The organism is Streptomyces sp. NPDC002851, assembly GCF_053591935.1.
The window spans coordinates 22,455-37,749 of the sequence record NZ_JBSFUT010000011.1; the positions used below are offsets into that span (position 1 = coordinate 22,455).

Sequence of the window (15,295 nt, forward strand, 5' to 3'; positions counted from 1 at the left end):
TTCGCCGCAAACCCTTCGCCGGGGCTCGCATGATGGACGCCACCGCCCCACTCGCGCCACCCAAGGCCACGGAGTGGACCTGGCGCATACTCCCGTTGACACTGTCGGCGCGGTGGTGGTGGGCTCGGGTCCACCCTGGCGCCCTTGTGTCGGCGGGGCCGTCGAGGGGGCCTCAACAGGCCGGATCAGAAGGGCAGGAGGGCCGTGCAGGTGCGGCGCAGGAAGAGGGCCGTAGCGATCGCGGCCGCCGTGATCAGCGGACTGCTCGGCGGCGCGCCCGGCGCTCTGGCCGCACCCCCGGGCCCGGCACTCACCGCCCCGGACTTGCCCGGCTCCCCGGAGCGCGAGGGCGACGGCTCGCTCCCCGCGGTGTGGCCAAGGCCACAGTCGATGACGGCCGCGGGGCCGTCCGTGCCGCTCGGCGAGGATGTGACGCTTGTCACTGACGAGGGTGCGGATCCGTACGCGATCGAGGCGCTGCGCACCCTGTTCCGCGCGGCCGGGGCCCGTCAGGTCACCGAGGTCTCCGGGGCTGGCTCGACGGCGTCACTGCCCTCACACGGCCTGGTGGTGCGCGCCGGTGACGACACCGCGCCGGGCGACCGCTCCGGAGCCGAGGCCGCGCTGCGCGCCCTGCGCGCCCCCGCGCGCGGCGATCTGCCGGAGGGCGGGTACCGGCTCGCCGTGGGGCAGGTCGCGGGCCGCGACACGGTCGCGCTCGCCGGGACCGGCGCGGACGGCCTCTTCCACGCGGCCCAGACCCTCCGGCAGCTGCTCGCCGACGGGGCCGGCACGACGTACGACAAAAGCACCCATATCCCGGGTGTACGGGTCCGCGACTGGCCCGGCACCGCCGTGCGTGGCCTGGCCGAGGGGTTCTTCGGCACGCCGTGGAGCCGTGAACAGCGGCTCGCGCAACTGGACTTCATGGGCCGTACCAAGCAGAACCGGTATGTGTACGCGCCCGGCGACGACCCGTACCGACAGGCGCGCTGGCGCGAGCCGTACCCGGCCGAGCAGCGGGCCGACTTCCGTGCCCTGGCCGAGCGGGCCCGCCGTAACCACGTGACGCTCGCCTGGGCGGTGGCGCCCGGGCAGGCCATGTGCATGGCGTCCGAGGACGACACCAAGGCGCTACTGAAGAAGGTCGACGCCATGTGGGCCCTCGGAGTGCGCGCGTTCCAGCTCCAGTTCCAGGACGTCTCGTACCGCGAGTGGCACTGCGACGAGGACGCCAAGGCATTCGGCTCCGGGCCCGAGGCCGCCGCGCGGGCGCAGGCGCGGGTGGCGGGCGCGGTGGCGGAGCATCTGCGGGAGCGGTACGGCACCGAAAACACCGCGGGTGCAGCGGCGCTCTCGCTGATGCCGACCGAGTACTACCAGGAGGGCGCGACCGCCTACCGCAAGGCGCTCGCCGAGGGCCTCGACCGGCGGGTGCAGGTGGCGTGGACCGGCGTCGGCGTGGTGCCGCGCACCATCACCGGGCGCGAACTGGCCGGGGCCCGCGAGGCGTTCGGGCACCCGCTGGTCACCATGGACAACTATCCGGTCAACGACTTCGCGCAGGATCGTATCTTCCTCGGCCCCTACATGGGCCGGGAACCGGCGGTCGCGTCGGGCTCCGCGGGGCTGCTCGCCAACGCGATGGAGCAGCCCGCGGCCTCCCGTATCCCGCTGTTCACGGCCGCCGACTACGCCTGGAACCCGAAGAGTTACCGGCCGGGCGAGTCCTGGCGGGCGGCCGTCAACGACCTGGCGGGCCCGGACGAGAAAGCTCGCGAGGCGGTCCGCGCGCTGGCCGGAAATGACGCGTCCTCGGTGCTCGGCGCCGATGAGTCCGCGTATCTGCGGCCGCTCATGGACGCGCTCTGGAAGTCCCTGGACGCCGGGTCCGCCGGGGGCTGGGGCAGCCGCGACGCCCGTCTCGACCGCGTGGACGCGGCGGGCAAGAAGCTGCGCGCCGCCTTCACGGTGATGCGCGAGACACCGCGGCGGCTGCGCGACAGCGAGCGCCCCGAGCTGACCGCGCTCGCTACTGAAGTACGGCCGTGGGCCGAGCAGTTGGCGCGGTACGGCGAGGCGGGCGAGCACGCCGTGGACCTGCTGCTCGCCCAGGCGCACGGCGACGGCGCGAAGGCATGGCGGGCCTCGCGCGCCCTGGACGCGCTGCGCGAGCCGCTGCGGGCGAGCCGCGTGACGGTGGGCAAGGGCGTCCTCGACCCGTTCCTCGAGCGCGTCCGCTCCCGGTCCGCGGCCTGGCAGGGCCGCGACCACAAGGCGGGCCGCGTGGACCGGGACGCCGCCTCGTACACGGTGAACCTGAAGCGCCCGCGCCCCTTGGAGGCGGTGACGGCACTCACCGAGCCGGGCACGGAGGGCGCCGTGGAGGCGCATATCCCGGGCGAGGGCTGGCGGCGGCTCGGCAGGCTCTCCGGCTCCGGCTGGACGGAGACCCGCAGCGATGGGGTGCGCGCGGACGCGGTGCGGGTGGTCACCGAGGACCGGGCCGACCGCTCGGCGGTGCACCGGGTCGCGCCGTGGTTCGGCGACACCGGGGACGCCTCGTTCGACCTCGACCGTACGGAGACGGACGCGGAGATCGGCGGCCCCGCGCAGCGCGTAAAGGCGACCCTCGCCTCCCGACGCCCCGGCGACGTACGCGGCCACCTGACCGCGAAGCCCCCCAAGGGCATTGGCATACGGCTGCCGGAATCGGCCCGGCTGCCGCGCGGCGCCGAGGTGCAGCTGCCCATAGAGGTCACGGTGGCGCCGGGCACCCCTACGGGGACGTACGAAGTGCCGCTGACCTTCGGCGAGGAGACCCGCACCCTGACCGTGCGGACGCATCCGCGCACCGGCGGCCCGGACCTGGTCCCCAAGGGGAAGGCCACGTCGTCCGGCGACGAGACGAAGGACTTCCCGGCCTCGGCCGCGGGCGACGGCGATCCGGAGACCCGCTGGTCCTCGCCCGCCGAGGACGACGCCTGGTGGCAGGTGGAGCTGAAGCGCCCGGTCCGCCTGGGCCGCGTGTCGCTCCACTGGCAGGACGCGTACGCGGCGGCGTACCGCATCGAGGTCTCCACGGACGGCAAGCGCTGGCGCACGGCGGCGACGGTCCGCGACGGCAAGGGCGGGCGTGAGTCGGTCCGGATGGACGCGAAGGACGTCCGCTTCGTGCGGGTCCAGGGCGAGAAGCGAGGGACCCGGTTCGGGTACTCGCTGTGGGGTGTGGAGGCTTACGCGGTGCAGGAGTGAAGGCTGGGGGCCTGGCGGCCCCCAGACCCTCTCTTTCTTCACCCCACTATTCACTCAGTACATGTACTTAGTACATACTGATCGCCATGAGCACCCGCCACGTCCTGCTCGGACTGCTCGCCGGAGGTCCGAGCCACGGCTACGACTTGAAGCGGCGGCACGACGAACGCTTTCCGCAGGCCCGCCCGTTGGCGTACGGCCAGGTCTATACGACCCTGCAACGCCTCGTACGGGACGGCCTCGCCGAGGTCGACGGGACCGACGCCGACGGCGGCCCGGAGCGCACGCTGTACCGCGCGACCGAAGCGGGCGACCGTGAACTCGCCGAGTGGCTCGGCCGGATCACGCCGCCCGCGCCCTTCGTGACCAACGAGATCTTCGCGAAGGTCGTCGTCGCCGTCCTGGCCGCGGCATCCGGCGCGGACTGCGACCCGGCGGCCTATCTGGACGCCCAACGCACCGCGCACAAAGCGCGGATGCGCGAGCTGACCGCGGTCAAGACCGCCCCGGGCACGGACCTCGCGACCGTCCTCTCCGCCGACTACGCCCTCAACCACCTCGACGCCGACCTGCGCTGGATGAACACCACCGCCGGTCGCCTCGCCTCTCTCACCGAGGAGATCACCACCGCATGAGTACGACACCGGGGGCCACGCTGATCACGGCGCGCGGCCTGCACAAGGCGTACGGCGCCAACGCCGCGCTGCGCGGCGCGAGTCTTGACCTCGCGCCCGGCGAGATCCTCGCCATCACGGGCGCGAGCGGAAGCGGCAAGTCCACTCTCCTTCACTGCCTCGCGGGCATCGTCACGCCCGACGACGGCTCGGTGGTCTACGCGAGCGAACGCCTTGACCGGGCCCCGGAGGAGCGCCGCTCGCGGCTGCGCCGCACCGAGTTCGGCATCGTCTTCCAGTTCGGCCAGCTCATCCCGGAGCTGACCGTGGCCGACAACGTCGCGCTGCCACTGCTCCTTGCCGGGACCGCGCGGGGGGCGGCCCACGCCAAGGCGGCCGAGTGGCTCGAGCGCTTCGGGGTCCGGGGCCAGGCGGAGCAGCGGCCGGGCCAGCTGAGTGGCGGCCAGGCCCAACGCGCCGCCATGGCCCGCGCGTTGGTGACCGGACCGAAGGTCGTCTTCGCGGACGAGCCGACCGGCGCCCTCGACTCGCTCGGCGGCGAACAGGTCCTGACGGCCCTGACCCACACCGCCCGCGAGACGGACACGGCGGTCCTCCTGATCACGCACGACGCCCAGGTGGCGGCGTACGCGGACCGCGAGGTGGAGCTGCGGGACGGGGTGGTGCGCACGGCGGGCAGCGAGGCGAACCCCGTCGGCGGCGAGGCGGTGCGCCGTGACGGCTGACGCCCTTGTGGCCGCGAAGAGGCGCGACGGCCGCCCCGGCCTGCTCGCCGACGCCCGGCTCGCCCGGCAGCTGCTCCGCGGCTCCGACCGGCGCGAGTGGTGGCGGATCTCGCTGACCGTTCTCGGGGCGCTGCTTGCCACCGGGTTCGCGCTCGCGGCCGTCACCACCGCCGCGCTCGAAGGCAGCTACCGGAACGCGGCGTACGGCAACGGGCTGCTCGACTCCGAGGGCACCCGCCGCGGCGTGATCGCCGCGCTGCTCGGGCTGCTCGTGCCGGTGCTCGGCTTCCTCGGCCAGTGCGCGCGGATCGGCGCCGTGCACCGCGACCGGCGGCTCGCCGCACTGCGCCTGGCCGGGGCGACGCCGCGCCAGGTGCGGCGGATCGCCGCCCTGGAGGTGGGGGTGTCCGGCCTGCTCGGCTCGCTCGCCGGGTTCGCCGGGTTCGGGCTGCTGCTTGCCGTGGCCGGGCACGCTCCGGCGCCGCTCACCTGGGGCTTCCTGGTCCTGGTCACCCTGGCCCTGCCCGCACTCGCCGCGGTGGTCAGCGCCTTCGCGCTGCGGCACGTCGTGGCGTCGCCGCTCGGCTGGGTGCGGCGGGTGCGGCCGGAGGGGGGCCGTACCCGGCCGTTCGTCTCGGCAGGGATCCTCGCGGTGCTCGGCGGGGGGATCGCGGCGCTCCTGGCCGAGGGCCGGGGTGGCCTGTCCGACGCCCTGGTGCCGATCGGGGCGGTCGCCGTCGTCGGCCTGGTCGGCCTCGGCGCCGTGACCCTCTCCGGGGCCTGCGCCAAGGCGCTCGGCCACCGCTTCGCGCGCTCGTCGCGGCCCGCGGTCGTGATCGCCGCCGGGCGCCTTCGCGCCGACCCGTGGGCGGCCGCCCGTACGCACGCGGCCGTGCTGCTCGTCACCGTCGTCGGGGTCGGCTTCCTCGGCATATGGCAGCTCCTGACGGAGCACCTGAAGGTCATGGAAGGCCACACGTTGCCCGCGGAGTACTACCACGGCGGGTTCCGGCTCGTCGGGCTCGGCCTGCTCGTCGCGCTCGCGATCAGCCTCTCCGCGCTCGCCGTCGGCACCGCCGAGTCCCTGGCGACCCAGCGCCGGGCGCTCGCCGCGCAGGTCGCGGCCGGGGTGCCGCGCGCCGTGCTGCGCCGGGCGGTGCTCCTGGAGACGGCGCTGCCGCTGGCGCCCGCCCTGCTGCTCGCCAGCGGCGGCGGAGCGGTGCTCTACGGCGGGTACCGGTGGATCGGCATGGCGGGCTGGCCGTTCCCGCTGCTTCCGCTGCTCGCCCCGGTCGGGGTGTACGTGGTGTGCCTGCTGGCCACCGCGACCGCGCTGCCCTTGCTCGGGCGGGCGGTGCGGCCCGGGCAGCTGCGGTACGCGTAACGCACGTCTGCCGCACGTCCGACACACGTCCTGGGATGGCCCCGCGGGACCCCGTGGCCGTCCCAGGCACGCAAAAACCCGGGTCGTCAGGCAGAGATGCCGTCGATCCGGGCCAAGGCGTCGTCCGCGCCGAAGGGCTGCAAGTACGGCAGCCAGCGCGGATCCCTATGGCCGGTCCCGATGATGCGCCAGGCCAGGCCGGAGGGTGGGGCGGGTTTGTGACGAAGGCGCCAGCCCAGCTCGAGCAGGTGCCGGTCGGCCTTCACGTGGTTGCAGCGGCGGCAGGACGCCACCACGTTCTCCCAGGCGTGCTGGCCGCCGCGGCTCTTGGGGATGACGTGGTCGACGCTGGTTGCGACGCCACCGCAGTACATGCACCGGCCGCCATCTCTGGCGAACAGTGCACGCCGGGTCAACGGAACGGGCCCCCGATAGGGGACCCGCACGAAGCGCTTGAGCCGGACCACGCTGGGTGCGGGGATGGTGCGGGTCGCGCTGTGCATGAAGGCGCCGGTCTCCTCGAGGCAGACAGCCTTGTTCTCGAGGACGAGGACGAGCGCGCGTCGGAGCGGTACGACGCCGAGCGGCTCGTACGACGCGTTGAGGACCAGGACATGCGGCACGGATGCCTCCTATAACGCCGGCGGCGCGTGGCTCGCGCCGGGACGATCTGCAAACAGTCTCCCCTCATGCCTGGTCGTAGCGCCACCATGTGCCGGTAACGGGACGAGGGAATGTGCCCCGAGTGCACCCCGGAGCGGCCTCCGCGACCGCTCTGCGCAGCGGCGACGGCGTCCGCGCGGGGTGCCGATGTGCCGTCGGACACACTTCTGTGCCGTCGGGCACACCTTGGTTCTGCCCCCGGAGGACGGTGTGGTCACCGTCTCTCCTCACAACATCACAACGATCCACACAGAATGGCCCGTTAGTGTGGTGGCTCTGTCCGCGCCTTTTCCTCTGGTCGAGATCCCTTCGGTCTCTGGTCGAGATCCCTTGGCCGAGATCCCTTCGGTCGAGGTCCCTTCGCTTCGCGGGCAGGTCGCCACATCAGGAGGTACCAGCCGTGCTCCCGTACGCCTTGGCGCGCGCCGCCGGGTCCCCCGAGCCCTCGGGGTCCGCGCCCACGCTCGACGACGCCCAGGTAAAGGCCACGAACGCCGCGAGCTGGGTGGAGCAGAACTGGTCCACGTGGCTCGGCATCGGGCTCAGAGTGGTGCTGATCGTCGCCATCGCGGTGGTCCTGCGCAGCGTGATCCGGCGGACGATCACCAAGCTCATCGAGCGGATGAACCGCGGCGCCCAGGCCGTCGACGGCACCGCGCTCGGCGGTCTGCTCGTCAACGCGGAGCGGCGTCGGCAGCGCTCCGAGGCGATCGGCTCGGTGCTGCGCTCGGTCACCTCGTTCGTGATTCTCGGCACGGCCGCCCTGATGGTCCTCGGCACCTTCGAGATCAACCTCGCGCCGCTGCTCGCCAGCGCGGGCGTCGCGGGCGTAGCACTGGGCTTCGGTGCCCGCAACCTCGTGACGGACTTCCTCTCCGGCGTCTTCATGATTCTGGAGGACCAGTACGGGGTCGGTGACTCCATCGACGCCGGGGTGGCCTCCGGCGAGGTGATCGAGGTGGGCCTGCGGGTGACCAAGCTGCGCGGCGAGAACGGTGCGATCTGGTACGTACGCAATGGCGAGGTCAAGCGGATAGGCAACCTCTCGCAGGGCTGGGCCACGGCGCACGTGGACGTGACGGTGCGGCCGGACGAGGACCTGACGAAGGTGCGGGACACGCTGGCCGAGGTCGGCGACACGATGGCCAAGGACGAGCCGTGGAACGAGCGCCTCTGGGGCCCGGTCGAGGTCCTCGGCCTCGACTCGGTCCACCTGGACCAGATGGTCGTCCACGTCTCGGCGAAGACGATGCCGGGCAAGGCCCTCGGCATCGAGCGGGAGCTGCGCTGGCGCATCAAGGAGGCCTTCGACGAGGCGGGCATCCGCATCGTGGGCGGCGTACCGGTGGCCGCCGAGGACACCGAGGACGGGGCCCCTGCGGCCCCGGCGGTCGCGGCCCCCTCGGCGTACGCGTCCCCGATGTCGCCGCAGTCGATCGCGGCGTCCCCGGTCCAGCAGCCCAACTTGTCGAAGTAACGGGGGCGCCTCCCTGGGGGGTGTTCCCCCTGCCCGCCCCTTCCCGAGAGCTCGCAGCCGCTTCGGGGCCCGCGGCGAAGCCGCTAATGGATGCAGCGCCCCCGGACCCCCGCTCCTCAAACGCCGGAGGGGCTGGATCTGAACGCCGGAGGGGCTTGGGGGCAGGGGCGGGGTGGGGAAAGAGAGCCCACCTCAGCCATTGACTCGCACCCGCCGCACGTAATAGGAAACCTTCCTAACAGTGCAGGCAGCAGCGAGACTGAGGAGCGAGCCCATGGCGGCATCCGGGACCCCGGGAACGCCCCGCGTACTGCGGGCCATGAACGACCGAGCCGCCCTCGACCTCCTCCTCACCCACGGCCCCCTCTCCCGCACCCGCATCGGCAGACTCACCGGCCTCTCCAAGCCCACGGCCTCCCAGCTCCTCGCCCGCCTGGAATCCGCCGGACTCGTCGTGCAGACCGGCACCAGCGAGGGCCGCCCGGGCCCCAACGCCCAGCTGTACGCCCTGAACGCGGGCGCCGCCCACGTCGCCGGACTCGACGTCACCCCCGAACGCATCCGCGCCGCCGTAGCCGACCTGACCGGCACCACCGTCGGCCGGTTCGCGCTCGCCACCCCGGGCCGCTCCGGCAACGACGCCGTACGCCAGGTCCTCGACACCCTCGACGGCGCCGTCAAGGACGCCGGGCTCGCCCGCTCCGAGCTGCACCGCATCGTCATCGGCACCCCCGGCGCCTTCGACCCGAACACCGGCCGCCTGCGCTACGCCCACCACCTGCCCGGCTGGCACGCCCCCGACCTCCTCGACGCGCTCGCCGCCGCACTCCCCATGCCCGTCGGGTACGAGAACGACGTCAACCTCGCCGCCATCGCCGAGCGCGGCGTGGGCGCGGCCCGGGACGACGAGGATTTCGTACTTCTGTGGAACCAGGAGGGCATCGGCGCCGCCCTCGTCATCGGCGGCCGCCCGCACCGGGGGTGGACCGGCGGCGCGGGCGAGGTCGGCTTTCTGCCGGTGCCGGGCACGCCACTCGTACGGCAGGTCGCGAAGGCCGGAAGCGGCGGATTCCAGGAGCTGGCCGGGGCCCAGGCGGTACCCCGTATCGCCAAGTCCCTCGGCATCGAGACGCCCGAGCAGCCGTACGCCGCGACCGCGTCCGCACTCCTCACACGCGCGGCACAAGCGGCACAAGCGGCACAAGCGGCCGACCCCGAGCACGGAAACCGGGAAGCCGACAGCGACGCCGAAGCCCTCCGCGAGCTCCTCCAGCAGACCGCGCAACGCGTCGCCACCGGCCTCGCCTCCGTCGTCGCCGTACTCGACCCGGGGCTCATCGTCCTGTCGGGCGGCGTCCTTGCCGCGGGCGGTGAGCCGCTGCGCGCCCTGATCCAGTCGGAGCTGGCCGAACTGGCCGCGTCCCGGCCCCGGCTCGTGCTCGGCGAGGTCACCGAGGATCCCGTCCTGCGCGGCGCCCTGGAGAGCGCGCTCACCGACACCCGGGACGAGGTCTTCGACACCTCCCGCTAGCACCCGGGGCACAGATCCGCACCACCCGCACGGTTCCGCCTCACCGCCCCTGCCACACCTGCCCCACCTGCCCCACCTGCCACCTCCGCCACCCCCGCCGAGGGAGACACCGTCATGCGCAGAAACCGAGCAGTACTGGCCGCCACCGTCGCGTCGATAACCGTCCTCGCCACCGGCTGCGTCGGCTCCCCCGAGTCCGGCGCCGAGGACGATCCCAAGGCCAAGGCCACCCTCACGTTCTGGCACGGCTGGACCGCGCCCGGCGAGGTCAAGGCGATCAACGCGAATATCGAGCGCTTCGAGAAGAAGCATCCGAACATCAAGGTCAAGGCCGTCGGCGGCATCAACGACGAAAAGCTCAACCAGGCGCTGCGCACGGGCGGTTCCAACAGCCCGGACGTCGTCGCGTCGTTCACCACCGCCAACGTCGGCAAGTTCTGTTCATCCGGGGCCTTCACCGATCTGAAACCGTTCATCGAGAAGTCGGGGCTCGATCTGGAGAAGACCTTTCCGAAGCCGCTGCTCGACTACACCCGATTCGAGGGCACCCGCTGCTCCCTGCCGCTCCTGAGCGATGCGTACGGGCTCTACTACAACAAGGACGCGTTCGCCGAGGCCGGTATCAAGAGTCCGCCGAAGACCTGGGAGGAGTTCGACGAGGCCGCCGTCAAGCTCACCGAACCGACCAAGGGCGGCGACAGTTACGAACAGCTCGGCTTCATGCCGAACTACCACGGCTACGAGACCGTGCCCTCGCACTACCTCTCGCAGTGGAGCCCTACGTACTTCACCAAGGACGGCAAGTCCAATGTCGCCAAGGACCCGTCGTTCAAGGAGATGTACACCTGGCAGCGGAATCTCGTGAAGAAGCTCGGCGGGTACGCGAAGCTGGAGAAGTATCTGAAGACCTTCGGGGACGAATGGGGCGCCAAGCACCCCTTCCACACCGGCCAGGTGGCCATGCAGCTGGACGGCGAGTGGCGGCTCGGCATGGCCGAGGAGACCGACCCCGGATTCGAGATCGGCGTCGCGCCGCTGCCCGTACCGAAGGACCAGCTCGACAGCTACGGCAAGGGATATCTCTCCGGCACCGTCATGGGCATCGCCCCGGCCAGCGAGAAGAAGAACGCCGCCTGGGAACTGGTGAAGTACATGTCCACCGACACGGACGCGGTGGTGCAGTTCGCCCATGCCATCCGCAATGTCCCCTCCACCTTCGCGGCCCTGAAGTCCCCGAAGCTGAAGCTGGACCCGCGCTTCCAGACGTTCCTCGACATCGCCATGCACCCGGACTCCAACACCAGCGACGGCGCCATCAACGGCATCACCTACCAGCAGTCGCTGCAGAACTTCGGCTACCAGGTGGAAAAGGGCGCGGTGCCGGACCTCCAGGCCGGTCTGGAGAAGACCGCCAGGGAAATCGACACCGATATCGCCCAGGCCAAGTAGGCACGGGGCAACGGTTCCATGACCACGTACACCCCGTACACGCTGCGCGCGAAGCGCACGCGCAGCGCACTGCGCACGGTGGCCTTCCTGTCCCCGTGGCTGATCGGATTCGGCGTCTTCTTCGCGTATCCGCTGATCTCCACCGTGTACTTCTCCTTCATGAAGTACGACGGCTTCGGTACGCCCTCCTGGAACGCGACCGCCAACTGGTCCTATGTCTTCGGCAGTTACGCCATGTTCTGGCCCGCCCTGCGCAACACGCTGTGGCTGGTCGTGGTGATGGTGAGCTGCCGGGTGGTGTTCGGGCTCGGCATCGGACTGCTCATCACGAAGATCAAGACGGCCACCGGCGCCTTCCGGACCCTGTTCTACCTGCCGTATCTCGCCCCGCCCGTGGCCGCGACGCTCGCCTTCGTCTTTCTGCTCAACCCCGCTACCGGGCCGGTCAATTCGGCCCTGGAGACCATGGGCATCGCGGCGCCCGGCTGGTTCAACGAGCCAGGCTGGTCCAAGCCCGGACTGACGATTCTCGCGGTCTGGGGCATCGGCGACCTGATGGTCATCTTCATGGCCGCGCTGCTCGACGTACCGAAAGAGCAGTACGAGGCGGCCGAGCTGGACGGCGCCGGGCCCTGGCAGCGCTTCCGTTACGTCACGCTGCCGAATATCTCGCCCATCGTCCTTTTCGCCGTGGTCACCGGGGTCATCCAGACCATGCAGTACTACACCCAGCCGATCGTCGCCTCCAAGGTCGCCTCCGGAATCATCGGCGGCAGCGGGCAGCAATTCGAGCCCGGCTATCCGGAGAAATCCACGCTCACGCTGCCCCAACTCGTCTACAACCTGGGCTTCCAGCGCTTCGACTACGGTTCCGCCTGTGTCGTCGCACTCGTACTCTTCGCCCTCGCCATGGCATGCACGGCCCTTCTCATGCGCCGCCGCGGCGGTCTGCTCGGGGCGGGTGAGCGATGACCCGCGAGAGGATGACCCACAAGAGGCTGTTCCACTGGGTCGGGGTGCATGCGCTCGCGGTCGCCGCAACGCTCTTCTTCGTCCTGCCGTTCGTGTTCATTCTGCTCACCTCCTTGATGAGCGACCAGCAGGCACTCACCCGGGACCTGTGGCCGCGCACCTGGGAATGGGACAACTACCGCAAGGTTTTCGAGGCGCCCGGCTTCCTCACCTGGTGGCGGAATTCGCTCCTGTACGCGGGCCTCGGCACCCTGCTCACGGTCGTCTCGTCCGTGCCGGTGGCGTACGCCCTGGCCAAGTTCCGTTTCCGGGGGCGCCACTTGTCGCTGCTCCTGGTCGTCTCGATGATGATGCTGCCGCCGCAGGTCGTCATCATCCCGATGTATCTGTTCTGGGCGAAACAGCTCGACCTGGCCGGAACCCTATGGCCACTGATCATTCCGCTCGCCTTCGGCGACGCCTTCTCCATCTTCCTGCTGCGGCAATTCCTCCTGACCATCCCCGACGAATATCTGGACTCGGCCCGCGTCGACGGCTGCGGTGAACTCCGCGCGCTCGTCCGGGTCGTCCTGCCGATGGCCAGACCCGGTATCGCGGCGGTCGCGCTGTTCCAGTTCTTCTTCTGCTGGAACGACTACTTCGGGCCGCAGATCTACGCCTCGGAGAACCCCGCGGCCTGGACGCTGAGTTACGGCCTCGAATCGTTCAAGGGCGCCCACCACACCGACTGGAACCTCACCATGGCGGCGACGCTGCTCGTCATGGCCCCCGTCATCGTCGTCTTCTTCTTCGCCCAGAAAGCGTTCGTCGAAGGCGTCACCCTGACCGGAGTGAAAGGCTGAACGCATGAAACTGGCCGTGATCGGCGGCGGTTCCACCTACACCCCCGAACTCGTCGACGGCTTCGCCCGGCTACGGGACGTCCTTCCGGTCGAGGAGCTCGTCCTCGTCGACCCGGCGGCCGACCGCCTGGAGCTCGTCGGCGCCCTCGCCCGGCGCATCCTCGCCAAGCGGGGACACGGCGCCCGGGTCGTGACCACGGCCGACCTGGACCCGGCCGTCGACGGCGCCGACGCCGTGCTGCTCCAGTTGCGCGTCGGCGGCCAGGCGGCCCGTAACGAGGACGAGACCTGGCCCCTGGAGTGCGGCTGCGTCGGCCAGGAGACCACCGGCGCGGGCGGCCTCGCCAAGGCGCTGCGCACCGTGCCGGTCGTCCTGGACATCGCCGAGCGGGTGCGGCGCGCCAACCCGGACGCCTGGATCGTCGACTTCACCAACCCGGTCGGCATCGTCACCCGCGCCCTGCTTCAGGCCGGACACAAGGCGGTCGGCCTGTGCAATGTGGCGATCGGCTTCCAGCGCCGCTTCGCCGCGCTCCTGGACGCCGACCCGTCCCAGGTGTTCCTGAACCACATCGGCCTCAACCACCTCACCTGGGAGACCGGCGTACGCCTCGGCGGCCCCGACGGCGCGGACGTACTGCCCAAGCTGCTCGCCGAGCACGGCGACGCGATCGCCGACTCGCTGCACCTGCCCCGCCCGCTCCTCGACCGGCTCGGCGTCGTGCCGTCGTACTACCTGCGCTACTTCTACGCCCACGACGAGGTCGTACGAGAGCTGCGCGAGAAACCGTCGCGGGCCGCCGAAGTGGCCGCCATGGAACGCCAGTTGCTGAAGCTGTACGCCGACCCGGCCCTGGACGAGGAACCGGAACTCCTTGCCAAGCGGGGCGGCGCCTACTACTCGGAGGCCGCCGTCGACCTGGCCGCGTCCCTGCTGGGCAGCGGCGGCAGCCCGTACCAGGTGGTGAACGCGTACAACCACGGCACGCTGCCGTTCCTGCCCGACGATGCCGTGATCGAGGTCCAGGCCACCGTGGGCCGCGACGGCCCGCGGCCGCTCGCCGTCCCCGAACTGGACCCGCTCTTCCGCGGATTGATCACGAACGTGACGGCGTACGAGGAGCTGGCGCTGGAAGCCGCGCTGCGCGGCGGCCGCGACCGGGTCTTCAAGGCGCTCCTGGCCCACCCCCTGATCGGCCAGTACGACGCCGCCGACGCGCTCACCGACCGGCTGCTCGCGCACAACCGGGAGCACCTCGCGTGGGCATGAGGACAAGCGCGTCGGCTACGCGCGGCACCGCCACAGGGGCCGTCCTCGCGATCGACGCGGGGAACAGCAAGACCGACGTCGCGGTGGTCGCGGCGGACGGCGGGGTCGTCGCGACGGCACGGGGCGGCGGGTTCCGGCCGCCCGTGGTCGGCGTCGACGCGGCCGTGGACGCGCTCGCCACACCGGTGGGGCGGGCCCTCGCGGCGGCGCGGGCGGCCGGAACCGGCGAGATCCTTCACGTCTCGGCCTGCCTCGCCAACGCCGATCTGCCCGTGGAGGAGCAGCAGTTGGCGGCCGCACTGGAGGCCCGCGCCTGGGGCCGCCACGTCGACGTCCGCAACGACACCTTCGCGATCCTGCGCGCGGGCCTGCCCGCCGGGGCCGAGCCGCTCGGGGTCGCCGTGGTCTGCGGCGCCGGAATCAACTGCGTCGGCCTGACCCCGGACGGCCGCACCGCCCGCTTCCCGGCGATCGGCCGGATCTCCGGCGACTGGGGCGGCGGTTGGGGCCTGGCCGAAGAGGCTCTGTGGCACGCGGCCCGAGCCGAGGACGGACGAGGCGGCCCGACGGAGCTGGCCCACACACTCCCCGAACACTTCGGCCTCCCTTCTATGTACGCCCTGATCGAGGCCCTGCACCTGGGCCGGATCCCGGCGCGGCGACGGCACGAACTGGCCCCCGTGGTCTTCGCCACTGCGGGCGCGGGCGACCCGGTGGCCCGCTCCCTGGTGAACCGCCTGGCGGACGAGGTGGTGTCCATGGCCACGGTGGCCCTGGCCCGCCTCGACCTCCTGGAAGCGGAAGTTCCGGTCCTGTTGGGCGGTTCGGTCCTCGCGGCGGGCCACCCCGACCTGAACGACCGGGTCCGCGCGGGCCTCACCGCCAAGGCCCCACGAGCGGTGCCCCGGGTGATCGCGGCCCGCCCGGTCCTGGGGGCGGCACTGCTCGGCCTGGATCGAGTGGGGGCACCGGTGGGGGTGGAGGAACGGGTGCGGAAGCATTTCAGTTCTTAGCCCGTACGGCGTTCACTTCAGCCCATCCGGTAACTCCCAGCCCGTCCGGCGTTTGCGGACGAGCGCTCCCCCAAGCTCT

General features: G+C 71.7%; 12 protein-coding genes. 11 read left to right on the top strand and 1 reads right to left on the bottom strand.

Annotated features, from left to right (window positions below; all coding sequences use genetic code 11):
• The first annotated feature begins 204 nt into the window (after nucleotides 1-204).
• From ACWD10_RS14045 to ACWD10_RS14060, 4 genes are all read left to right on the top strand, one after another.
• The gene (locus ACWD10_RS14045; RefSeq protein WP_451090460.1) at nucleotides 205-3,255 is read left to right on the top strand and encodes a beta-N-acetylglucosaminidase domain-containing protein; all 3,051 of its coding nucleotides are present in this window, start codon (nucleotides 205-207) and stop codon (nucleotides 3,253-3,255) included.
• Nucleotides 3,256-3,341: 86 nt separating this feature from the next.
• Nucleotides 3,342-3,890: a PadR family transcriptional regulator gene (locus ACWD10_RS14050; RefSeq protein WP_451090462.1), complete on the top strand. Its 549-nt coding sequence runs from the start codon at nucleotides 3,342-3,344 to the stop codon at nucleotides 3,888-3,890.
• A complete protein-coding gene (locus tag ACWD10_RS14055) occupies nucleotides 3,887-4,615 on the top strand; it encodes an ABC transporter ATP-binding protein (protein WP_451090464.1) in 729 nt (242 codons plus the stop codon). The genes ACWD10_RS14050 and ACWD10_RS14055 overlap by 4 nt, the downstream gene beginning before the upstream one ends.
• A complete protein-coding gene (locus tag ACWD10_RS14060) occupies nucleotides 4,605-5,999 on the top strand; it encodes an FtsX-like permease family protein (protein WP_451090466.1) in 1,395 nt (464 codons plus the stop codon). Before ACWD10_RS14055 ends, ACWD10_RS14060 begins: the two co-directional genes overlap by 11 nt.
• Nucleotides 6,000-6,085: 86 nt before the next feature.
• On the opposite strand, the gene ACWD10_RS14065 is transcribed toward ACWD10_RS14060, so the two are convergent.
• On the bottom strand, nucleotides 6,086-6,622 hold the full coding sequence (locus tag ACWD10_RS14065) for an HNH endonuclease (RefSeq protein WP_451090468.1): 537 nt from the start codon (nucleotides 6,620-6,622) through the stop codon (nucleotides 6,086-6,088).
• Nucleotides 6,623-7,062: 440 nt separating this feature from the next.
• On the opposite strand from ACWD10_RS14065, the gene ACWD10_RS14070 reads away from it, so the two are divergent.
• The 7 genes from ACWD10_RS14070 (at nucleotide 7,063) to ACWD10_RS14100 (ending at nucleotide 15,216) form a co-directional block, all read left to right on the top strand.
• Nucleotides 7,063-8,139 carry a mechanosensitive ion channel family protein gene (locus tag ACWD10_RS14070; RefSeq protein WP_451090470.1) on the top strand — a complete coding sequence of 359 codons (1,077 nt, stop codon included), beginning with the start codon at nucleotides 7,063-7,065 and terminating at the stop codon, nucleotides 8,137-8,139.
• A gap of 274 nt (nucleotides 8,140-8,413) precedes the next feature.
• Nucleotides 8,414-9,670 carry an ROK family transcriptional regulator gene (locus tag ACWD10_RS14075; protein ID WP_451090472.1) on the top strand — a complete coding sequence of 419 codons (1,257 nt, stop codon included), beginning with the start codon at nucleotides 8,414-8,416 and terminating at the stop codon, nucleotides 9,668-9,670.
• 114 nt (nucleotides 9,671-9,784) lie between these two features.
• A complete protein-coding gene (locus tag ACWD10_RS14080) occupies nucleotides 9,785-11,119 on the top strand; it encodes an ABC transporter substrate-binding protein (RefSeq protein WP_451090474.1) in 1,335 nt (444 codons plus the stop codon).
• Between the two features lie 18 nt (nucleotides 11,120-11,137).
• The gene (locus tag ACWD10_RS14085) at nucleotides 11,138-12,091 is read left to right on the top strand and encodes a carbohydrate ABC transporter permease (protein ID WP_451090476.1); all 954 of its coding nucleotides are present in this window, start codon (nucleotides 11,138-11,140) and stop codon (nucleotides 12,089-12,091) included.
• 11 nt (nucleotides 12,092-12,102) lie between these two features.
• Nucleotides 12,103-12,933, top strand: coding sequence for a carbohydrate ABC transporter permease (locus ACWD10_RS14090; RefSeq protein WP_451090478.1), 831 nt, complete (start codon nucleotides 12,103-12,105; stop codon nucleotides 12,931-12,933).
• Between the two features lie 4 nt (nucleotides 12,934-12,937).
• Nucleotides 12,938-14,203 (top strand): 6-phospho-beta-glucosidase, encoded by a 1,266-nt coding sequence (locus tag ACWD10_RS14095; protein WP_451090480.1) that lies wholly within the window; start codon nucleotides 12,938-12,940, stop codon nucleotides 14,201-14,203.
• Nucleotides 14,200-15,216 carry an N-acetylglucosamine kinase gene (locus ACWD10_RS14100; protein ID WP_451090482.1) on the top strand — a complete coding sequence of 339 codons (1,017 nt, stop codon included), beginning with the start codon at nucleotides 14,200-14,202 and terminating at the stop codon, nucleotides 15,214-15,216. Before ACWD10_RS14095 ends, ACWD10_RS14100 begins: the two co-directional genes overlap by 4 nt.
• Nucleotides 15,217-15,295: the final 79 nt, after the last annotated feature.